Consider the following 22986-nt stretch of genomic DNA (forward strand, 5'->3'; position numbering starts at 1 on the left):
TTCAGAAAGCAAGCTCACAAGTGTACTTTAGCCGAAATGCTTAACTCTTATAGCATTCGGCTAAATACATACTTGGATTTTTATTATTACAAAGAAATCTCTTTAGCCTAGAAATTCAAGATTCTACCATATAGGCTAAAAATATCCTTCTATCTTTTTTTATTTCATACTTTCATTTCACGAAATATTTATCCGATTTTCGATGGATATAGGATTTTCGGTAAAAAAAGAGACTACATCACGTAGTCTCTTTATCCTGTCTCTTTATTAACTTAATAAGTATCTCTGCACACATCTTACAATCTGCCACAGCATTATGGGCGTTTTCAGCTGATATTCCAAGATGCTTTGCAACAGTTACTTGTTTGTAGTTTTTAAGTTCTGGAAGCCTCTTTTTTGCAAAAGACATAACATCAAAGTGTCTTATGTTACCAGGAAAGCCACTTCTTTCCATGGCACTCTTTATAAACTTGGCATCAAAAGTTGAATTATATGCCACAAACAGAGTTTTTCCAAACACAGCGTCTCCGCAAAAGGCTAAAAGATCTTTGCACATATCGTGTTCTGATGGTGCATTTATGACCATAGAATCAGTAATTTCATTTATTTCAGATGCATCTGACGGAATTGGTCTTTGAGGATTAACAAGTGTATAGAAATTGTGTACAGGCTGCATGTTCTCATATATCATTGCGGAAATTGAAATAATCCTATCATTTTCAGAATCAAGACCAGTAGTCTCTGTATCTATGACTATAAAACGTTCTTTTAGCTGTGACATATTCTTTTCAGTATCTTTACTAGAGTGAATATAAAAAGTAGCCTGTGGAGATGTATTTGTCTGTCCCGCTTCAGGTGAAATGGTAAAAGCACTCGTATCAGAAGAACCTCTCACCTGTTTTTCACATAAAGTCTTATTTAAATTTTCATTTTTCATAAAGGTTTTTGCGGCGGTTATGATATCGACTATCCATCCTATACCCAAAAGTCCAAATGTAAGAAGATATAAGACGCCTAATCCGTACTGTTTTTTGTAGAAGCGATATCCGCCGGCCCATCCAAGTAAACAAGCAATTATTAGTCCGATCAAAGAAGTGTCCCCCTTATCTGATATTGTGAACATATTTACACCATTTTATCACAAAAAATTCCGGACTAATATTGTTGTACATCAGATATTTAATGGCATGAATATTTGACATTTTGAATCGCATTAGATACATTTAGGATAATAAAAGAGCCGTTTATAGCTTTCTGTTTGGACAATTGGAGTCCATTCTTGGAAAGCGTTTAACGGCTCTTTTTTAATGCAACTAATTTTCTTGTGTTTGATAAACAAATATCCACTCTATTGGAGCTTCTTTTTCATTCCAGTCATAATCAGAATCAGTATCACCAAGCTCAAATGCTATGCCATCTACACCAGAAATAAGATAATCATACTTATCCTCATAGCATTCAAATCCTAGATTATTTAATTCATTTATTGTATTTCCTACCCCAATAGCATCATTAAATTTTCCTTCGAAACCAACTGATACTCCTACCTGTGTCAAACTATCAGTTTTATCAAAGAAAAACAAAGCGTTTTCGATATGATACACCTTTATATCGTTAGCTCGATGCTCAATGGTATATTCACTAATATATTCCTCTAGTTCTTTATTAGTCATACCCAATAGAAATTGCCCTATTCCAACATTTGGGATAATATTTCCATCTCTTATCTTCATTTGATTACCTATACACTGCACAATACATCTTATCAGTTCCAAAGCTACTAACTGCTCTGTCTCCGCCTTTAATTTCAACCTTGACGCAGCGGTTTTCAATTTTATGTATAAATGCAACCTTCTTTTCAAAAGCCTCGCGTTCAGATATTTCCTGATTTTCTTCTGAATCCATATAAATGGCCCACACTGTTAATCCGTTTGTGTAAGGAAGAAAATTGGAAACCTTGCTTCTGAGGAATGTAGAAAGCATTTCACCTTCCTGATATTCCAAATCAGCACATCTGTTGTAGTCATCTCCATTACTTACGCTTTCTCTTGATAAATGCATTAACATAGCTTATACCTTTCAAAAAAGACCTCCGTATAAGCGGAGGCCTTCCATACAATTCATTTCCAACCTATTACTCTGTCATGCGAGTGTCCGTTTCATCATGATACATAGGGATATAAATATCAACTTCCTGTATCAGATCATCATCCAAGACATCTTTTTCATATGGTGACTCTGATGTAACCCACAAATGAACAATTACATTTCCTTTTGAAAAGCATGATATATTCAGATAGCTATTAAAAAATTCATCACATTCCCATATAAAACCAGCTTTTTCAAGCTTTTCCTTAGCATCCTTGTACTTATCTTCACAATGAATGCCTAAAATATGATGGTCAGCATTATCTCTCTTTAATCTGATGTATGACCTAAATATCTTGCCTTCAGCCCGCTCATAAGCGCCTTCGCATTCTATTCCATCGTCAAATTCAACGAAAGGGCCTTCCATAGGATCTACTATATCTTGCATTTCTCCCATTAGCTCAAAGGCCATATCGCTATTTTGGTTCACATGATCAATAGTAGCAAGATCTTCCTCAGTAAGCTCTGAATAAGTTACACTCTTGTGATCATAGGCACTTTTTTTCTCTTTTTTATGACCAAATATGCCCTTTCCATCTTCATTTGAAGAGCATGAACATAATACAAGTGCTATAACTAACAACGTACAAAAATAAAATATATTTCTCTTATGTTGTTTCATATAGTTCCTCTTGTCAATCAGTCAGACATCAAAGTTTCCATAAGATACTGATATACTTCCTGATTGCAATCCTGCCACTTCTTGCAAATGTTACGGGCTATCTCTTCTGTTGGTACAGCAAGCTTGATCTCTACGATGCTCTGGCCATTTTCATTGGCAATAAGCTGAGCTGTGTATTCATTCTCACCGGTCTTGGTGTAGTCCCCAAGAATTGAGCCTTCGTCTCTAAGCTTCATGCTGTTTTCTTTAAGATACTCATCTATCTGAGTCTTGATTGCCGGGTTAATTCTATTGCCAAAGAACTTAAGTGTCTCTTCACCTTCAGAAGTCATCTCGAGGTATGTTCTGCTGACCATAGACTTCTCGATGATAAGACCTGAAGTAACCATTTCCGCAAATACTTCCTGAAGTGTAAGGAAGTTAGTGTACTCGTTTTCTAATATAAAATCGTAAATCTGTGACTTGCTAAGAGGCGCATCACAGCGCTTTAGCATGTACAGAACTATCATCTTATACAAAGTAAGATACTTTGAACTCAATTTAACTTATCTCCTAAAACTAAACTTAAATCTTTTCTTTTACTGCTGCAGAGATCACATCTGCTACTCTTGGATCAAAAGCTGCTGGAAGAATGTTCTCATCATTTAGCTCATCATCTGGAACAAGTCCAGCAAGAGCAACAGCTGCTGCAAGCTTCATCTCCTCTGTGATCTGCTTGGCACCGCCTTCAAGAGCTCCTCTAAAGATACCAGGGAATACAAGAACGTTGTTGACCTGGTTAGGGAAGTCTGATCTGCCAGTACCGATAACTCTGATTCCAGCCTCTTTTGCCACATCTGGCATGATCTCTGGAACCGGGTTGGCCATAGCAAACATTATAGCATCTTTGTTCATCTGCTGTGCCATCTCTTTTGTTACGATATTAGGAGCAGAAACCCCTACGAAGATATCTGCACCTTTGAGTGCATCTGCAAGTGTGCCGGTCTTCTGCTCTGGATTTGTTACGTCCATCATCTTTTCTTGCATCCAGTTAAGGTCTTTTGAAGCCTTTGAAAGGATACCTGACTTGTCACACATTGTTACGTTCTTGAATCCATAGCTTAAGAGAAGCTTTGTGATAGCAATACCAGCACTTCCTGCGCCGTTTACTACTACCTTACATGTTTCTTTATCCTTTCCAACTACCTTAAGACCGTTGATAACACCAGCTAAAACCACAATAGCTGTACCGTGCTGATCATCGTGGAATACTGGGATATCCAGCATCTCTTTTAACCTCTCTTCAATCTCAAAGCATCTAGGAGCTGAGATATCCTCAAGGTTGATGCCACCAAAACCAGGTGCAAGATATTTAACTGCCTTGATGATCTCTTCTGTATCCTGAGTATCAAGACAGATAGGAACTGCATTAACTCCGCCAAACTCTTTAAAAAGCACTGCTTTACCTTCCATAACAGGCATTGCTGCGTATGGTCCAATATTTCCAAGTCCAAGAACTGCGCTACCATCTGAAACAACTGCAATAGTGTTTGATTTGATAGTATATTTATAAGCAAGGCTCTTATCCTCTGCTATGAGCTTACAAGGCTCGGCTACACCTGGTGTGTAAGCAATAGCAAGGTCTTCTTTTGACTTTACTTCTGCTTTGGATCTGATTTCCAGCTTACCATTCCATTCTTCATGCATCTTAAGTGCTTTTTCTGCGTTTGTCATAATAATGCTCCTCCTAATTATGTTATGGGTCACTTAAAAGGTTTTCCCGACTATATCATATGCAAAAGATACAACTTCATCTCTTTTGTTTGTATCTATGTACTTAAAGACGTTATATATCTGCTTGTGATTGCCACCAACAGTCTCAAGTCCAAGAGCAAGTCCAAGGGCTGCCACTTCTTCCGGCGCATCAACCTGTCTTGAAAGCATAAGAGCATCAATATGACCATTTTTGACCATCTTAGTGTATGCATAAGCAAAAGCCGCTGCCTGAACAGCTTCCCCTGATGAGGAAGAATAGCCCATCTCACTAAGGATTATGGATCTGACATTACCACTTGTATCAAGCATAGATTCTTTTTGCATGTAATTGGTCAAAACTTCAATATTCTCCATTGTGATACATGGAGTTGATTCTGTGTGATTAACGTACTTGGAAGCCTTCCAGAATGCTGTGTTCTCATTTGGGAATGAGTATGGATGTGCTGCAAGTCCCCAGTCAATATTGCCGTATTCTGAAATAGATGAAGAAAAGATATCTATAACATCCTTGGCATCATAGTCACCAGTTTTTTCTGTGTTGTAGGTCCATCTCTGATCTATAGGAATATATACCTTGGCACCTGCATTCTGGCTCTTAATTGCATTGTAAAAGACTCTGAAGGCTCTTGTGAAAGCTGTTGTATAGGTACCAACATCTGTCTTAGCCATGTAGTTGTACTCTCTACGGGCATTTACCTCATTGGCAATGATCCACATGCTGACGTTACCATGGCCTGAGCCTGAGTACCTGTTTGCAAGGAAGCTTCCGATAGCTGCAAGCGCCTTGACACCGCTCTCATTGGTTGCATTGAACATGTAATAAGGAGCAGTAGATCCGCTTCTGGCATCTGGATGTGTGATCTCTGGAAAAGCAGATGTGCTGGCGTTATTGAGGATAATAGCAGCAACATCGATTCCCATCGCATTAAGTCTCTTAAAGAGATTGTCGTAATCATTTATTATCTGAGCATTGAAGTGATAGGTCACTCCGCCGTAAGAATACTCGATTCCACCTGAAGTCACCAAAATATGTGACAGAGGAATATTGTATGCTGCGTATTCACAGCCAAGATCCTGAAGTTCATTTAATCTAAGCGGATATGGTAAAAGTCCCTTTATAGAATCATGACTCATGCCAGCGTAGTTGTAACCTGCACATGCTCCAGGATTAGTAATATATTTCGGATGAGAGATGGTTACGTACTGATCATCCTTTTTAACTGCTACTGTAAATTTGGAAAAGAGCTTGGAATTTGCGCTGCCCTTATTAAGACTTACGGTAAAAGATGTATCATCGCCCTTGTAGATCTTGTCGATTGGCTCTTTATCTGTTATTCCATCCTCATAGGTTGCCATTTCGAAAAGATAATAATACTTGTCATCACTGGCAGGAATTCCTTCAGAAGTAACGCTGACCTTAACGTTAGTAGAATCAACGATATCGCAGCTGGTGATATTAGCAAACTCTGCTGTGTTCTCAGGAGTCATCTCAACTGTGGCTGGTCTGTCAGATAATGCTTTGGAAACTCTCTGTCCATCCGATGTGATCTTCTGGATAATGCTCTCATCAACATAAACCACTTCGCTTATATTCTCGCTCTCTACAGACGCTTCATCAACTGATTCCTCAGCCAGCTCTGCTTCTCCGTTGTTGGAGCCTATAAAGAGCCAAATGATCATCGCTACTACAAAAAGAGACGCTATCGCAGCTACTATACCTGTCAGTATCACTATTCTTTTGTTCTGGCGGGCTTTCCTACCTGTGTGCACTTTGCGTCTTCTCTTTTTCATGTAACTCCTGTTCTATCAGTTAACTTTCTTTATTTCTTTCTTTTAACTTCTTCATGTGATCACGGATCTTAACTTCGTATCCGTTTCCTGAAGGTCTATAGAACTCTTTGCCATTAAGTTCATAAGGCAAATACTGCTGCTCAACATAATTGTCCGGATAATCGTGAGCATATTTATATCCAATTCCATGTCCCAGCTTACTGGCTGACTTGTAATGTGCATCCTGAAGATGCGCAGGAATTGGAAGGTTTCCTGTTTCTCTAACCATTTCCATAGCCTCATCTATTGCTACAATTGCGGCGTTACTCTTAGGCGCAGAAGCAATATAGCTTGCAGCCTGCGAAAGAGTGATCCTTGCTTCGGGCATTCCAAGTCTCTCAACTGCGAGAGAAGCTGCAACCGCAACCTGAAGTGCCTGGGGATCAGCATTGCCTACATCCTCTGAAGCACATACCATCATACGCCTAACTATAAACTTGGGATCTTCTCCGGCGTTTAACATCCTTGCAAGATAGTATACTGCTGCGTCAGGGTCTGATCCTCTCATACTCTTGATAAAAGCTGATATTGTATCGTAGTGATTGTCACCATCTTTGTCATATCTGGCAACCTTCTTTTGGATACACTCCTCCGCCACCTCTTTGGTGATGTGAATAAGTCCGTCTGCACTACGTTCTGTTGTTAAAATACCAAGTTCAAGGGCATTAAGCGCATGTCTCGCATCGCCATCAGCAAGGTCTGCAAGAAAATCTGATGCATCATCCTCAATGACTGCGTTGTAAGCGCCCATCCCACGTTCCTTGTCTGTGACCGCTCTGTGCAAAAGAGTCTTGATGTCATCAGCAGTCAGTGGCTTAAGTTCGAAAATTACTGACCTGGAAATAAGAGCCCCATTTACTTCAAAATACGGATTCTCCGTTGTGGCTCCGATCAGAATAACTGTGCCATCTTCAACGAACGGTAACAGATAGTCCTGCTGTCCCTTGTTGAATCTATGTATCTCATCGATGAAAAGAATTGTCTTTTTGCCATACATTCCGAGGTTATCCTTAGCTTTAGCAACAACCTCTTCCATGTCTTTTTTGCCTGCGATAGTGGCATTTATCTGAGTAAACTCTGCCTTGGTAGTTCCTGCTATGACCTTGGCAAGAGTGGTCTTACCTGTTCCAGGTGGTCCATACAAAATGATGGAACTTAGCTTGTCTGCTGAAATTGCACGATAAAGAAGCTTGTCTTTAGCAATGATATGCTGCTGTCCAACAACCTCATCAAGTGTCCTTGGACGCATCCTTGCGGCAAGCGGTGATTCCTTTTCCATTGTGTTATTTCTCATATATTCAAACAAGTCCATAACTACTTAATCTTACTATTTTTGCCCCTAAAAATAAAGCAAAAATCTTTAATATTTATTACCATTTACAGGGGAACTAATTCACTCAAGAAGGTCTCTACATTTACGGGTGAGAGTATTTAACACTCTCTTTTTATCAAGGGTCCAAAGTGGCTCTACTAAGAGCTTTCTGGGGCCATCTCCTGTCATCCTATGAATAACAGTCGTTTCTGGTAAAAGAGCTATGCACTCAGCTACAAGATCTGTGTATTCCTCCATATCCATGAAGTAAAACTCTTCGGAATTTTTACCTGCTACAACGGTGTCTTGTTTTGATCGTGCCCTCTCCTTCCAGTTCAGGTAATCCTGATACATAGCAGTTCCTTTTAGGATCTGCAGGTTCTGAAGCTTGATGCCGTCAAGGGCAGGATCAAGAGTTGCCAGATATTTTACTGTTTTAAGCATGTCCTCTTTTGTTTCGTAAGGAAGCCCCAGGATCACATGAACAACAACTGTTATTCCCGCTTCTTTAAGCGTTTTATATGCTTTTTCAAATACTTTAAGTTCATAGCCTCTATGGAATCTCCTGGCACTTTCCTCATTGATTGTCTGAAGACCAAGCTCTATCCACACAGGTTTTATCTGGTTCAGCTCTTTTAACATAGCTAATACACTATCGTCTATACAGTCTGGACGTGTACCAAGAGATAGGATCACTATGTCTTCTCGATTTATAACCTTGGTATATAGCTCTTTTAACCTGCTGATGTCACCATATGTGTTGGAAAAGGACTGAAAATATGCAATAAAATGCCTTGCATCAGTTTTTTTGGAAATAAGCTCCTTGGCATCCTGTATCTGCTGATCTATGCTGCCTGCAGTTACCTGTGCTGCAAAATCTCCGGATCCTCCTTCAGAACAGAAGGTACATCCACCTGTAAGTGGTGTTCCGTCTGGCATAAGAATAGAGCCATCTCTGTTAGGGCAGGTACAGCCCGATGACAGAGACAGTCTATATATTTTTTCACCATATTTGTTTTTGAGATATGTTGATAATTTCTGGTGCATATTAGATCCACTTCTTTTACTGATCATGCTGTTTTTACTATGTTACGAACCCAGACCCCGCTTCGGATGAATAGGAATCCGATGATGCATTTTAATATCTCAGATAAAGAAACCAGCATAAACACTGTAACAACAGGAAGCGCTGTATATCTTGCAAGGAAAAACGCTGCAGGAACAGATACCGCCCATGCAAAGCAGCTGTCAAATACAAATGTAACAGCAGTCTTGCCACCTGATCTCATAATAAAATAACTTACGTTAGCAAAAGAGTTGATAGGCATACAAAGGGCCACGATCCAGATACATTTTGTGGCAAGATGTCTGATCTCTGGCTCAGTGTTATATATCTGAGGAATGATAGGCGCAAACATTGCAAGAAGTGACCCCATGACCAGTGTGCTTGCGCAGCTAAGAGCAGCCATTCTCCAGGCTGTTCTGCGGGCTGATACAAGCTTATCAGCCCCAAGCTCCTGTCCTACTATGATTCCCGATGAGTTACCAATTGATAAAAAGACCTCATTAAAGATCTGTGATACTGTTCCACTGATGTTCATTGCTGCAATAACTGCAATTCCACGAACTGAGTACTGCTGAAGAAGTGTTGCCTGGGCAAGACTCCATAAAAACTCATTGCAAAGAAGTGGCAGTGACTTAAACATTATGGTCTTTGCAAGGCTCCAAGGAACATACAAAGTTGTAAATACTCCTTTAAAGAAGGGATATTTAGAGTCTTTCTTGTGTGCTCCTACCATTACGATCATGAGCTCTGTGAATCTTGAAATAACAGTAGCTATGGCTGCTCCCAAAACTCCCATTTTAGGAAGTCCAAAAAGACCAAAAATGAGAAGTCCGTTAAATATAAAGTTAACTACCATTGCGATCATTCCTGCTGCCATTGGAAGTGTGGTCTTACCTGATTCACGCATGGCACTTGAATAAACCTGGGTCAAGCTAAATGGAATAAGACCGATTAGCATGATATCAAGGTATGACATACCATAACCAAGTGTGGCTATCCTGTCTGCATCCAGAGTTTCCTTTGAAATGTAAAGGGATATCAGATTTTCTTTTGCAAGGAACAAGAAAATGACCGCACCAGTGCAGATAGTGGTCGCTGTCATAAGCTTAAACCTTATGGAATAGCGGACTCCATCCATATCTCCTTTACCAAAAAACTGTGTACTGAAGATTCCAGCACCAGCCAGCGATCCCCATATACATAGATAAAAGATAAAAAGTATCTGATTAACAATGGCAACAGCGGACATAGGAAGCGTTCCCACCTGTCCGACCATGACATTATCAAGAAGTCCAACAATGTTAGACAAAGTATTCTGTATGATCATAGGAAGCACGATGGTAGCTGCGCGTCTGTAAAAATCAGCATCACCAATAAGACACTCCTTTAGAGTGAACTTATACCTGATTGCTTCCTCTCTATTACTTGTTTCAAATGTAGATATCATTTTTCCAACTTTCTATAATTAACAATTACAATTCCAAGTGATACTAATAGCAGAGAAATGAGGCTTAGAACTGAAAATGCCTCCTGTCCTTCTCCAAGGAAAAGAGCTGATAACACCACTCCCATGATAGGATTTACAAAGCCAAGTACTGAAACCTTGCTAACTGGATTGTACTTTAGAAGCACTCCCCAAAGCGTGTAGGCACCTGCAGAAATAAAGCCCATATAAATAAGATTAAGGTAACAGCCACTACTATAAAACACAAGGTTTCCACCAGATAATAACCCTATAAAAAATAACACTGCTCCGCCAAGTGCAAACTGATAACCACTGAGTATTACCGGGTTCTCATATTTTGAAAAGATCTTGATACAACAACCAGATACTGCGTAAAAGAATGCCGCGCAAAGCATTGCTCCCTCGCCCTTAAATGTGATAGGTGCTCCGCTTGTGATAGCTCCCATTCCGCCAAAGAACATGATTATTCCTGCAAATCCAAGAGCACAACCAATGAGTTTTTTGACAGAAGGCTTCTCTAATCTGAACAGGAAAATTGCAAACATTGGCGCAAAGAAGTTTCCTGAAGCATTTATTATAGAGCCTTTTACACCGGATGTATTAGCAAGTGACATGAAAAAGAAATAGTACTGTCCGATAGTCTGGAATAAAGAAAGGATTGCGATATACTTCCATGAACTCTTCTGTGGAATCAAGGCTTTTTTGGAAATAAAGCTTCCAAATACAACTGTCATAACGCCAGCAAGCATGAATCTTGCTCCGGCAAGCATAAGTCTTGATGCCGTATCAGAAGCATCTATCTTAAATACTTCGTAAGCTATCTTGATTGCTGGAGAAGCGCTTCCCCAGAGAATGCAGCAAAAGATTGCTGTGATCACCATAATAGGTGTTATTGTCCAAATACTTTTTGAATTCTGTGTGTTTGTCATGTTGTCCTCATCTCTTAATTTATTTAGCAGTACTCTCCAAACTCACAGCCTACGTTCTCACAAGTTATCTCATCGATAAGCTTTCCTCTGTGATACAGTTTAACAGTTCCTTTACCATTCCCGCCGTTCCACAGCCTGTTATGGAGTTTTTTGCCATTTGGTGCTTCATAGTTAACCAGAAGCATGTCTTTCTTCTGACAAGTTATATCAGTTACCATGCGATTTGTCCATGTTTTTTGCTCAACATGCCAAATAATTGCTACATCTGTTTCAGAACATTCAAATTTAGTTCTGGTAAAGGTCCAGAACTTGGAGAAGTTAAACTCATAGGGCTTTCCTTCGTACCAAAATGCCGAAAGGAGCTTTCTGTTTAAGGCAATTGGTCCAACCTTTGGTCTGCCACCACCTATGTCAAAGACGCTATCATGGAGCTGTCTTCCAAGGACTCTACTAGTGAGATTACAGGATGAAAGCCAAACCCATGGAGATGTAAAATCCTTGCCCCAGTTCTTATCAGCATAGCCATAGCTTGTCTCTGGCTTTACCAGGTATTTTTGTCCATCAAGGAATATCTCGCCTTCATACTCAGTCTTCATGCCCTCTGCGTGCCAGAACATTTCAAAAGCCTGTAGCTTTCTAAAGAGTTTTCCTGCGCCATAGCCCACGTTAAATGCTGTCTTTTTACTTATCTTAAGATTCCATGAAATCTCACCAGCACCGCTCATGTATTCAGGATGCTTTTGTGCGTCCTCTTCTGAAAGCATGACTTTTCCACAAGTCTTGTTTTCTGTAATGAAGTTATCCCCCACTTTTATAGAATAAGGCACACCCATATTGACTTCTATCTCATTCCATCCATAGAAGTTATGGATTTGTCTTGCATCTTCGCCCCAGCATCCAGCCTTTATCATAAGATAGGATGGCTTTATTTTCTTTTCTTTATTTTCAGGAAGTTGTCCGAAAACTGGCTTATCACCGCCAAGCTTTGGATTACACAAAAAGAACTCAATAAAAAATGGTTTCTCCTCGCCTGTTTCAGCATTATGTGCTGTAAAAGAATGCCACCACCAGTCGTAGCCCTGCCTTGCCTGTCCTCCAAAAAGCTGGCACTGATTACGTGTGATATCTGATTTATTGAACATTATTTTTTCCTCTCATAAAAAGCAGTTGTATTCATTCAAGTAATTTTATGCTTATTTGTTGCCTTATTACAGATCATTGTCTACTTCTATGACCTTATCTCCCGGGTTATATAGAGGCTGTCGTCTGTAACCTTGCACAGATAGAATACTATCTCTACACCTGCTGCCTTTGCTTCATAAAAAGCTTTTGCAAAATCAGGATCAGTAACTTCATTAGGTCTGACTTCTGTGATTCCTTCGCCTTGTATAACAAAGGCAACGCTAGTGTTATATCCTTTTTTTACAGCATCAGTAAGTTCTCTAAGGTGCTTGGCTCCGCGCTCGGTGGGTGCATCTGGAAAATATCCTATGCCATCAATGAAGAGCGTACACCCCTTTACTTCCATGAGATAGCGAACTTCTGCTTTTTCCATATAGAAATCAATTCTTGAATTGCCAAACTTATACTCTGGCTGGACTTTGTCATACTCTCCCTGGCTTAAAAGCCACTCTTTTACCACCTTGTTAGGGGCCTGGGAATCTATATTGATGATCCTGCCATCCTTCTCAACTGCCACCAGATCATAAGGAGTCTTTCTCTCAGGATTCTCCGCCTTCTCAAGATACACTGTGCATCCAGGAATCAATAGTTCCTTACATCTTCCAGTATTCTTTACATGAACAACAAGATCATTGCCATCAACTTCTACATTGGCAATGAATCTGTTGGGTCTTGATATGAACTTAGCTTTAACAATGTTTATGTACTTCATAAAGATAGTTTAAAGTATGTGGAAGGTTTATTCAAACCGTTCGGTTGGTGCTATTGTTTTATGGATTGTATTTTTTTACCAATATGTTATTATGTTCTTACAAAGGTGCCACCGATAGACGGTTGGCTCCAACATTAGTTACAAATCAAAAAAGACCGGTAACTTTGCTAGAGTTGTGGCGGTCTTTTTTGATGCTCAAAATTACTTCTTTAGACTTATGTAAATACTGTAGATCGTAACACCTATACTTATAAGCGTTACTACAATACTCACACAAGTGATAGTTTCTTCTAGCAACAATTCTGCTCCCGTCAATATTTCTCATCAGCATCCCTCCAAATGAATAAGAGAGTTCTCAGATAAAAATCTGGCAAAGAGCCAACCGCCTACCGTAAATGGTAGCACATTGATATTCTAGCAAACATCTGTTCGAATATCAATGATTCTTTTTACATGTTTTCTTGCTTTGCATAATGTTAAAAGACATGTATTTTCATTTGACGCACGTCAAATATATTTATATAATTGTTATAGTGACATTTGACGCACGTCAAATAGATTTACATGGTGAGGTTTTATATTATGGCAAAGATAATCAAAGAAAAACAAGACCTATCATACCTTCAGTGGTCACATGTCAGAAGTTCCAGCGGAACAGCTGGCACCTTTTTGAAAGCCACTTCTTCTTTGGATGGAGAAAAGAAATATTATAAGCTCTCAAATTTTGATCCGGTAAAAGGGGTTATTGGCCACGAATGCATCAATGAAATAATAGTTGATAGACTACTTGATCTTTTTGAAATTGAACATCTCTCATATGAACTAATAAATGCTGAAATAGAGATAGAAGGAAAGAACTATAACACATATCTATGTGCTTCAACAGACTTCAAAAAATCCGGCGAGAGCAAGATAGCTCTTGATGACTATTACCGAACAAACGCCGAGCCTTCAGAATCTCACTATGATTTCTGCAAACGCATGGGATGGCAGAAATACATTGACACCATGATTGCTATTGATTTCATCATACTTAATAGAGACAGGCACGGTGCTAATATCGAAGTTCTTAGAAACGCAAGATCACGCACTCTTCGAATTGCCCCTCTCTTCGACCATGGCGTATCTCTTCTTTATTCATGCTATACAGAAAAAGATGCCTTGAGCTTCGACGTACTTGCAGATAAGCCATGCAACAATTTCATCGGAAGTTACTCATGTACAGAGAATCTCTCTCTTCTAGACGTAAATAATAAGCCTTTAAATGTCAAACTTAAAAAAAATGATAAAAGCAGAATCTTTGAAGGATTGAATGATATCTTATCAGATATTTATATTGAAAAGATTTGGGAAATGATCTACGAAAGGTACAAAATATATGAAAAGTTATGAAATACTAGATGAAGCTAATTTCATAAACATTGGTGTCCTTTTATACTATGAAAAGGCCAAAGAATTCATCATAGAACTCAACGAGAACCTTGATGAATGGACAGCTCCTCTTCTATTTACCAGTTTTGTAAAAAAAGGAATCTTCACCATTCCTAGAGATATAAGTCTTTTGTGGGTAAAAGAAAGAGTTATTCCAAGCGGAAGGCAGAACATCGGATCAATACTATCAAATCATAAATTAAAAGCCTATGACGAGATGAAGCTTTTAGAACTAGCTGAGGGTCGTTGTTCTCAGGATAGCATGTTTATCAGAAGGATTGACGATCTGCCTGAGTTTGTTCTTGATAGGCAAAAGAAAAATCTTATTGATTGTACGCCTCTGGATAGCGGAAACATTCTTTGCTTTTTTGCAGATAATAGTGTAAAAAAAGTCGAATTAAAAGCCTTTTCCAATGACTCAAAAATAGAAAAGGTAATAAAAAACAAAGCACTATTTAATTCCTGCAAAATTGGAACAGGTGGATACTGCGCCACTTTCAATGATTCCATTGATATTCCATCATGGGAACTCTATGACAAAGGAATCACTATTCCTCTTTCATATCAGGATTTCCTTACCTTTGCAGACAGGAACCTCTTTGACACCAGTGAAAGTTGCCAAGAGCTTGAATGCTCAAGACAAAACATCACATATCTAAACAAACAAGGATTGCTAAATCCCGTGAAAGAAAATGTAAAAGGGAATCTGTATTTAAAGGGAGACGTAATAAAAACCAGGTGGTGACACAGTCACTACCTGGTTTCTTATTTCATCCAAAAACTCAAAGCACTTTCAAGCCTTTATAATCAACTATTCCGCCTATATTCTTGGCATTCTTATATCCAAGCATTTTCATCTTATCCACTGCTCTTCTAGCCCTATTTCCACTATGGCAATAAACAAAGATCATTGTATCATGGTCTGGAATCTTGTCCTCAATTTCCAAAATGTCATCAACAGGGATATTGATGCTTCCTGAAATATGACCAGATTTATATTCTTCTTTCGTTCTAACATCCAGAAGGATTGCATCAGGTGTAGCATGGTATTTCTTTACTTCTTCATTTATATCTATATTCCTAAAAAGCCCAAATATACTCATACAAGCCTCCTGTTATTTTTCAAATCTCCTATGGATTTTCTTCCATCCATCTATAACGATAGGATTTTTCATCAATAAAAGGATAGTAAAATAGCAAACTGAAGAGATTAATATACACAGTACAGTTGATAAAATCTGATTTGTAACTAGCTTTTTTACTATATAACAAATTATCGGAATCGATAAGCTGGATATCATAGTCTCTATAACTACACTAAAATTTATCCTGATCAAATGCTCTTTAGCATAATAAAAACACACTGATGCAACCGTAAATTCAGCAATCAAAGTCGCAATTGCAGCGCCATCGATACTCAGGATTCTGATTAGAATTACATTCAGCACTAAATTTTCTATAGCAGTTATTACAGTTGCAATCATAAAGTACTTTTCTTTTCTAAGTGGCACTAAAACTGCATTTGCAAAAAAGCATCCAAACAACGAAAAAATAAGTGCGAACGCAAGATACGTAAGCGAAGAAGCCGCTTTAGCGTATTCACTTCCACCAACTAACAACACTATATCTTTACTTATAGTTACTATTCCTACGATTACCGGGATCACTAAAACAAAAAGACTTTCGATGATCTTTTTTGATGTTTTCTTAAAATCCTCCATGCTGTCTTTTCCCAAATAGTAAGACAGTCTTGGTATACTTACAGAAATAATCGCTATCAAAGCTGTTTTTATGATCATATATATTTTTGATGCTAAAGTATAATAGCCGATTTTCTCATCAGAATCGCACACAAATCCTATTACTGTCACATCAGAGTAAACATATATCCTCGTAGCAATAGAAATGGAGAATAAGAGTAATATAGGTTTAATATGCCTGGATAGATTACCAAATGATGACACTTTAAGTGACACATATCTCTTTGAATAAAAGAAATTGGTAATATATGCTGCTGAAACAGTTAGGACTGTAATAAGCACATAGGTAAGTCCATCTTCTTCGCTATTTACAAAAGCGAAAACAAGACATAACGACAACAGATGAAAAGCGACGTACCTAATAGCAAGGTACCTGTAATCCTCATAGATCGTATTGATCCAGTCTCTACCCAATATATTACATATAGTCCCGATAGACATAATGCCAATAAAGTATGAAACGCTTCGGATCTTATCAAATAGCAAACATGATATTCCCAAAATGATCAGTGAAAAACATAATGAAAAAATATTGATCAAATATAACTCCGACGCTAAAGCAGTAAGCTTTTCTTTATCATCTCGAATTCTGGCACCTTCGCGAACTGCATATGTAGACACTCCCAAAGAAGCAAAAAGCAAAGAATAACCTACGATTGAATCAGCAAAACTGATCCTGCCATAAGTAGCTGCTCCCAAAACTCTCGCCACATACGGAAAAAGTATGATGGAAAACAGCATGGTTGCTACTTGTCTTATTAAGTTATAAAACGCATTTCTACTAAGCGATTTCGTTTTATTATTTGATTCCATATTTTTCCATAATATAATGTCTTAATGCAATATATCTTTCATGCTCTATTTTACTTTTCTTTAAATAGCTCCTTGAATAGTTCATTTTGTTATTTGTTGCTCTACCACCGATATGTTTAACGACTATCCTTGGATCATACATGATCTTCAGGTTGTTTTCATGGCAACGGTCATATAAAAGCCATTCTTCACCATACATAAATGTCAACTCTTCAAGGCCATCAAATTTCTCCACATAATTTGGAGTAAATATAATAAATGCCCCATTTACTGCAGTATCAATGACCAGTTCATCCTGAGCACTATAATATGGCTCTATATCCTGTTTACTTAGCACTTTCTTTTTAGCTTTACTGATCTTTTCGTATAGTCCTAATATGCCTAAGCTTGCAAAAAAATGCTTCCTTTTTCTGAATTTTTCTGCTCTTTCCAGCTGAATCAATTTTTCTGCTGGTGTCAGTTTGTCAATTAAATATGGATTCTTACCTATCGCCCCCGGTTCATCGATCAGGATCTTAGGTCCTATGACTGCAGCATCATTTTCTTTAAAGTCATCTTTGATCAATTCCTCAAAGCAAGAAGTCTCAACTACCGTGTCACTGTTTGCCATGCAAATATAATCACACTTTTTTTCTTCTTTAAGGAATCTGTATCCTACATTCATACCTTTCGAGAAGCCATAATTGTCCTCATTGATCAAAACAGTTATATGATCTGTGTCACTATATTTTTCTTTTAACTTTTTTCCTGACTTATCTTCGGAACAATTATCCACTACGACAATTTCGTATTCCTTAACATTTTTTAATATGCTATCAATACAATCTATCGTCTCATTTTCTGTATTATAATTCAGAATCACTATTCCTACTTTGTTCAATTAATTCACCAGTTCTTTCCTTAAATCCCAGCACTGCAAAATTGTACAAAATAATGCAGGTCAACCAAGAAAACTCATCAAAGAAAAAATATGAGCTATATAACGCAATACACATAATAGCGGCTGTTTTCACTCTTCTGTTCCCGGATTTAAAAAACACATATAACGCCCCGAAAAGAATTATCACAAACAGTAACAGTCCAATAGCCCCATAATTTAATAAGATGGTAATATACGTATTATCAACGGCTCTATTCCAGCCTCTTATAGGATTTGCTCTTAACAACCTGATCGCATAGTCTGGTCCAAAACCAAATAGTTTAGTAACTATTCCGGTTTTTTTCCATTCGCTTAATCCCATATTCAACATTGTAATTCTGTTATAGTTACTGATATCATTACTACTAAAACTGGAAGACCATCGATTAAGAACTCTGTCTACTATATTTCCAACACTATCTGCTTTTATTATTCCCCCTATAGTTCCTAATATAAACAACGCTCCGATAACATGGATAGTTCCTCGAGTAGTATAATTATTCTTCTTTGCCCATTTTTCCACAAGGATAAGACAGTTGATTATCAAAAATGTAACCCAACCGCTTCTTGAATTTGAAGCCAGCACTGATATTGCGAACAAAATTTTGACTAAATTATTGATCAAAGCATCTTTGTACGGGTAAAAAATAATGATTCCCCAGCACACACAGATAAACATTGCAAAAATACTTGGATGGAAAAAAATAGTTCTTACTCGCCAACTACTTTCTCCCATTTGAGAGGTATTAATAAAATAGCACTTAGGATTGAGATATTTGACAAATCTATTGTACTTTGACATATATTCCACTAAAGCTAAAAAAGAAATAATAATGCCAAAATTTCTGATGAGCTCAAGTATTCTATCATAATTGCTAACCGAAACAACCAGGGCGAAAATAATAGCTATCCCAAATTCATAGTATACAAAACGTTTTTGTTCACCTACTATGTCTCCATACATCAAGTACCCTACACACAGCCTGTATACAATGAACAGATAATAACAAATGGAAAATCTATTGATGAGCTTATTATTATTCCTTCCCAGAGCAAATGCACATATAAATACAGCAACTTCTATTTTGATAAAGTAGTCTGCTATATTTTCTGAGATGCGATATCTTCCATACGAAGCCAGTATCACAAATGCTATGGCAAGCCATACTCTTATTCTATTCTTAGAAAAGCCTAGTACCATCAATATTCCTCAACATTTACAGTTTATTAAAATAAAATCCATGCCTTCCAAGAAAATCTCTTGCTGAAATATAAATTCCAAGAAGGCCCGATAGTCCCATTAGTCCTTTTATCCTGCCTTTGGTGTCTGTAGCTTTTTTTATCAGTAATTTGCTATCCTCCTTGCATTCCTTACCTAGGATCACCTTATTCATGATAATGTTATTTAACAAAGACACCTCAAGTTCAGGGAAATCACAAAATCGGTTTTCATACTTTTTATAAAGATATTCGTTTGTTCTAAGCATTGTCTCTCGCGACTTAGATGTGATGGAATCGCCCTGCATAAAAACATCTGCTATCAGATCATTTACCATGCAGAACTTGAATTTTTCTGATGTTCTGATTGCCCAATCATAGTCCTGCCACATTTCCAATGACTCATCAAACAGACACTCATCAAAAACATATTTATATGCCAGAACAGTTCCTCCACTGATAACTGTTCTCCTTCTTATCATTTCAGCTTCAAGTATCGTTTTTTCAAAAGATGGAAATATGGCTTCATATCTTTTACCATACCCTATTCTTCTGCATTTTCCGATACAAACATCTGACGCATTTTCAATAATTGAATTTACCTGCTTCTCTATTCTGTCTTTATATGATAGATCGTCGCTGTCCTGAAGCATTATATACTGACCTTGTGCCTTGCTTATTCCAATATTTCTAGCAGCGCAGGCTCCGCCATTTTTTTCTAGTTTTATATATCTGATCCTTTTATCTTTAAATCCATTTACTATCTCTTCTGTTTTGTCTGTTGACCCATCATCAACTATCAGCAATTCTATATTTTCGTAAGTTTGTTCAAGAATCCCCTTTATGGCACGAGCTATAGTACCTGCTCTATTGTATGTGGGGACCACAACTGAAACCATATCTTTTATCATTAGAACACTCCTAATAAAACTGCCATTTTAAACTTGAAGTTGAGCATCTTATACTTTGTTTTTGTCTCTTTGCAAAAAATAAGTTTCATCCTGTAAGAAAAGCTGCTTCTATAGATTGATATCAAAAGAGCCAACTCTTTATCCCGCTCTTCCATTTCATCAGCATATTCATTAACCAGCGTTTCAATCTGTCTACTGCGCACGCAATCTTTGTTCTTTATCTTGCGAAAATACTCAGATACTTTTTTGGGCAATGATCTTTTCGCTCCGATAACATTAGTCGAATGCTGTCTATACAACACGTGTACATCCTCGTCAAATATAAGGCATCCGCCTACAGCTAAACAAACTTTGTGAATCCAGCTATCATGCATAAAAATATATCCATCACTCTTCCCAGCTATGATATTTCTTAATCTACGATTAAATACACATGTACATCCAACTGCATTGCTCTGAATCACTGCCTGTGAAAACCTTTGTATATAATAATGCCTGGTATGTTCCCCATTCCATTTAAGATTTTCATCCGTTACTCTGGCCATACCATAATATAACTTAGGAATATCATCAAATTTTTTTAGCTTGTTTACAGCTATGAAAAGCTTATCTTCCAGCCAGCAATCATCCTGATCAGCAAACGCATAATAGTCATAATCAGGATTGTCCTTGAGCAGCGAAATAAAGCTCTTTGCTGGTCCAATATTGCTGCCTCTGCTCCAAGTCAGTAATCCTTTACTTTGATACTCATCAAGGATCTCACAAGTGTGATCCGATGAAGCATCATCACGTACAACAAGAGTGATATCTACATCCTTTTGTGAAAGGATACTATTAATTTGCTCTCTTAAGTATTTTTGCCCATTATATGTGGACATCAACACACAGATTCTATCCACTCCAAACAATCTCCTATTTACTTCGATCTTAAGAAAGATTAAGCCAATCCCCTATGATCCTGTCCCATTTATCTGGAATGAATCTTCTAAATCCACTCATATGAAACAGTGTAAATTCTCCAAAAAACACTTTTCCATTTACTTCATAAAAATCTATTCTGACATGCTTTAAACCAGTAGAAAGTTTTTCAGCTAAAAGCTTCATCTCTTCAAATTTGCAAGGCAGATCAGGAATTACCGGCGCATTAGAATGAGCATTAACAATATCCAAATGATTACCATCCATGTCAAAAAAATCAAAATACGTTTCACTCTTGCCTTGTCTGTTTGTGGCAATATACATTAACTTAGGACGACCATCAAAGCAAAAAAATTTATAGTCTCTAACTTCATTATGCTTTGTGTCTTCCAAATACTGTTCAACAATGATCCTTGGCGACAGATTTTTATATGGCCATTCTCTTCCTATCCAAAAGTAGTTCAGCCTTAGAGAATTGGTTATTCTCTTTTTTGCTTCTTTTTTATCAAAGTCTTTCTTATCCTGACATATCACTATGCCGCCTGAATCATGCGTGCACTTAATTACAAACTTCTCGGGCAATGAATCAAAATCAATATCATCAAATTTATCCCATACTCCATAACTAGGGACCAAATACTCTTCACCAATTATCTTTCCTGCTATTTCTCTGGCTTTGTACTTGTCAACCAGATTACAATAATATGGATTTCTATCATACATTTTCATCCACTGAAGCTTTTCATTATAAGTCTCAGGATTGTTCAAATCAGGCCATTTACCGACCCTTGCCCAAAACATAAGCTTAATGTAGGCTCTATCTGGAATTATCCTCATTGCAGAATATATTCTATTTTTGGCTTCCCTGAATTTTAGGCTCTTTCTGATTCCCATTTTTCCTCAAGACAAGTTAAATATTCATTTACTACTATGTTTCGATCAAACTTTGACGCCACAAATTTTCTTCCTTCTAAACCCATTTGTTCACGTCTGTCCCATTCTAAATTCATAAATTTTTGAAATTTGTCTATTAAATCTTTAGCATTCTTTTTTTCAAACAAAAAGCCACTAACACCTTCAACAACTACATCTCTGCAGCCTGGATGATCAGTAGTAATGATTGGTCTGGCAGATGCCGCCGCTTCCAATAGTGAATTGCTGATTCCCTCGTTGTAATATGAGGGATGGATCACTACACAGACTTTTTCAAGATATTCTTGTACGTTTTCTACCGTGCCATGATAAATGATCACATTTTTCAAAGCATATTCATCAATAATTTCCCTATAATCTTCTTCCAGATCACCACAGATATGAAAAACTATATTGGGATCATCAGCAAATTGCTCAGCTAGCTTCAAATACTCAGCAATTCCCTTCTCTTTCATGATGCGCGCCAAATATAGAATTTCCTTTTTAGCTGTTTCTTTTGGATATGGCAGTTCTCTGTATTCTTCAAGATTCACACCAGAACCAGGAATCAGTACACAGTTATCTCCTTTATATCCTCTATCCAGAAAAGTCGTTAAGTCTTTATTATTCTGGAAAAAAACCTTCTCTGCTCTTTTCATGTTTTTTTCCATTAATGAAAAGAGTAATTTAGACAAAACCTTTTTATTAAAACCTGAACCTAGTCCGGTAACATTCATTGCAAAAGGGATATTCAAAGAATTAGCCGCCATTCCTCCATAGATATTGGGTTTGATCGTATAAGTAAAAACATAATCAGGCTTAACGGTCTTAAGTATCCTCTTACATTCCCTATATGTTCCTATCTCTTTTAGAGGATTAGCATTTCTTCTATCAAGTCTGAATTCAATGAAATTGCAATTAAATCGTTTTGCTGCTTCTTCTCCACTTTCTTTTTCACCTTGAGAAAAATTTGGAAATGAAATCCATACATCATAGCCAATTTCTACCAGCTTACAAACCAGCTCTTTTCTAAATCTGGCAATGGTAAAATGACAATTGCCAAGCAATAGAACTCTTTTCATA

General features: G+C 37.6%; 23 protein-coding genes. 2 read left to right on the top strand and 21 right to left on the bottom strand.

Annotation, left to right across the window (positions count from 1 at the left end):
• Nucleotides 1-238 precede the first annotated feature (238 nt).
• From bhn_RS10425 to sfsA, 13 genes are all read right to left on the bottom strand, one after another.
• Complete coding sequence (locus bhn_RS10425; protein WP_071176645.1) at nucleotides 239-1090, bottom strand: exonuclease domain-containing protein; 852 nt, start codon at nucleotides 1088-1090, stop codon at nucleotides 239-241.
• A gap of 223 nt (nucleotides 1091-1313) precedes the next feature.
• Complete coding sequence (locus bhn_RS10430) at nucleotides 1314-1733, bottom strand: hypothetical protein (RefSeq protein ID WP_071176646.1); 420 nt, start codon at nucleotides 1731-1733, stop codon at nucleotides 1314-1316.
• A 4-nt stretch (nucleotides 1734-1737) separates the two neighbouring features.
• Nucleotides 1738-2067: a hypothetical protein gene (locus bhn_RS10435; protein ID WP_148661942.1), complete on the bottom strand. Its 330-nt coding sequence runs from the start codon at nucleotides 2065-2067 to the stop codon at nucleotides 1738-1740.
• 67 nt (nucleotides 2068-2134) lie between these two features.
• A complete protein-coding gene (locus bhn_RS10440; protein WP_071176648.1) occupies nucleotides 2135-2770 on the bottom strand; it encodes a hypothetical protein in 636 nt (211 codons plus the stop codon).
• Between the two features lie 17 nt (nucleotides 2771-2787).
• A complete protein-coding gene (locus bhn_RS10445; protein WP_071176649.1) occupies nucleotides 2788-3309 on the bottom strand; it encodes a DUF4364 family protein in 522 nt (173 codons plus the stop codon).
• Nucleotides 3310-3334: 25 nt separating this feature from the next.
• Entirely contained in the window at nucleotides 3335-4483 is a 1149-nt protein-coding gene (locus bhn_RS10450) for an NAD(P)-dependent malic enzyme (RefSeq protein ID WP_071176650.1), read from the bottom strand.
• Nucleotides 4484-4516: 33 nt separating this feature from the next.
• A complete protein-coding gene (locus bhn_RS10455; protein WP_071176651.1) occupies nucleotides 4517-6316 on the bottom strand; it encodes a DUF5722 domain-containing protein in 1800 nt (599 codons plus the stop codon).
• Between the two features lie 19 nt (nucleotides 6317-6335).
• A complete protein-coding gene (locus bhn_RS10460; protein WP_071176652.1) occupies nucleotides 6336-7667 on the bottom strand; it encodes a replication-associated recombination protein A in 1332 nt (443 codons plus the stop codon).
• 81 nt (nucleotides 7668-7748) lie between these two features.
• On the bottom strand, nucleotides 7749-8741 hold the full coding sequence (locus bhn_RS10465) for a TIGR01212 family radical SAM protein (RefSeq protein ID WP_236845907.1): 993 nt from the start codon (nucleotides 8739-8741) through the stop codon (nucleotides 7749-7751).
• Complete coding sequence (locus bhn_RS10470; RefSeq protein WP_071176653.1) at nucleotides 8738-10180, bottom strand: MATE family efflux transporter; 1443 nt, start codon at nucleotides 10178-10180, stop codon at nucleotides 8738-8740. The genes bhn_RS10465 and bhn_RS10470 overlap by 4 nt, the downstream gene beginning before the upstream one ends.
• Nucleotides 10177-11127, bottom strand: a complete 951-nt coding sequence (locus bhn_RS10475) for a DMT family transporter (protein WP_071176654.1) — start codon at nucleotides 11125-11127, stop codon at nucleotides 10177-10179. The genes bhn_RS10470 and bhn_RS10475 overlap by 4 nt, the downstream gene beginning before the upstream one ends.
• Before the next feature lie 23 nt (nucleotides 11128-11150).
• Nucleotides 11151-12269, bottom strand: a complete 1119-nt coding sequence (locus bhn_RS10480) for a hypothetical protein (RefSeq protein ID WP_071176655.1) — start codon at nucleotides 12267-12269, stop codon at nucleotides 11151-11153.
• 86 nt (nucleotides 12270-12355) lie between these two features.
• Nucleotides 12356-13021, bottom strand: a complete 666-nt coding sequence (sfsA, locus tag bhn_RS10485; protein WP_071176656.1) for a DNA/RNA nuclease SfsA — start codon at nucleotides 13019-13021, stop codon at nucleotides 12356-12358.
• Nucleotides 13022-13603: 582 nt separating this feature from the next.
• Between sfsA and bhn_RS10490 the strand changes: the two genes are divergently transcribed.
• Complete coding sequence (locus bhn_RS10490; RefSeq protein WP_071176657.1) at nucleotides 13604-14413, top strand: hypothetical protein; 810 nt, start codon at nucleotides 13604-13606, stop codon at nucleotides 14411-14413.
• Complete coding sequence (locus tag bhn_RS10495; protein WP_071176658.1) at nucleotides 14400-15197, top strand: hypothetical protein; 798 nt, start codon at nucleotides 14400-14402, stop codon at nucleotides 15195-15197. Before bhn_RS10490 ends, bhn_RS10495 begins: the two co-directional genes overlap by 14 nt.
• Nucleotides 15198-15234: 37 nt before the next feature.
• Here bhn_RS10495 and bhn_RS10500 read toward each other — a convergent pair whose 3' ends face one another.
• The 8 genes from bhn_RS10500 to bhn_RS10535 are packed head-to-tail and all read right to left on the bottom strand — an operon-like array spanning nucleotide 15235 to nucleotide 22985.
• On the bottom strand, nucleotides 15235-15555 hold the full coding sequence (locus bhn_RS10500; protein ID WP_071176659.1) for a rhodanese-like domain-containing protein: 321 nt from the start codon (nucleotides 15553-15555) through the stop codon (nucleotides 15235-15237).
• A 12-nt stretch (nucleotides 15556-15567) separates the two neighbouring features.
• Nucleotides 15568-17025 carry a flippase gene (locus bhn_RS10505; protein WP_071176660.1) on the bottom strand — a complete coding sequence of 486 codons (1458 nt, stop codon included), beginning with the start codon at nucleotides 17023-17025 and terminating at the stop codon, nucleotides 15568-15570.
• Nucleotides 17012-17905 (bottom strand): glycosyltransferase, encoded by an 894-nt coding sequence (locus tag bhn_RS10510; RefSeq protein ID WP_083385920.1) that lies wholly within the window; start codon nucleotides 17903-17905, stop codon nucleotides 17012-17014. Before bhn_RS10510 ends, bhn_RS10505 begins: the two co-directional genes overlap by 14 nt.
• The gene (locus bhn_RS10515; RefSeq protein WP_071176662.1) at nucleotides 17871-19145 is read right to left on the bottom strand and encodes an O-antigen ligase family protein; all 1275 of its coding nucleotides are present in this window, start codon (nucleotides 19143-19145) and stop codon (nucleotides 17871-17873) included. Before bhn_RS10515 ends, bhn_RS10510 begins: the two co-directional genes overlap by 35 nt.
• 16 nt (nucleotides 19146-19161) lie before the next feature.
• A complete protein-coding gene (locus bhn_RS10520; RefSeq protein WP_071176663.1) occupies nucleotides 19162-20073 on the bottom strand; it encodes a glycosyltransferase family 2 protein in 912 nt (303 codons plus the stop codon).
• Nucleotides 20073-20972, bottom strand: coding sequence for a glycosyltransferase family 2 protein (locus tag bhn_RS10525; RefSeq protein ID WP_148661943.1), 900 nt, complete (start codon nucleotides 20970-20972; stop codon nucleotides 20073-20075). The genes bhn_RS10520 and bhn_RS10525 overlap by 1 nt, the downstream gene beginning before the upstream one ends.
• A 28-nt stretch (nucleotides 20973-21000) precedes the next feature.
• Nucleotides 21001-21885, bottom strand: a complete 885-nt coding sequence (locus tag bhn_RS10530) for an ATP-grasp fold amidoligase family protein (protein WP_071176665.1) — start codon at nucleotides 21883-21885, stop codon at nucleotides 21001-21003.
• Nucleotides 21864-22985, bottom strand: coding sequence for a glycosyltransferase family 4 protein (locus bhn_RS10535; RefSeq protein WP_071176666.1), 1122 nt, complete (start codon nucleotides 22983-22985; stop codon nucleotides 21864-21866). Before bhn_RS10535 ends, bhn_RS10530 begins: the two co-directional genes overlap by 22 nt.
• Nucleotide 22986 lies beyond the last annotated feature (1 nt).

The organism is Butyrivibrio hungatei (genome assembly GCF_001858005.1).
GTDB classification, from domain to species: Bacteria; Bacillota; Clostridia; order Lachnospirales; family Lachnospiraceae; genus Butyrivibrio; species Butyrivibrio hungatei.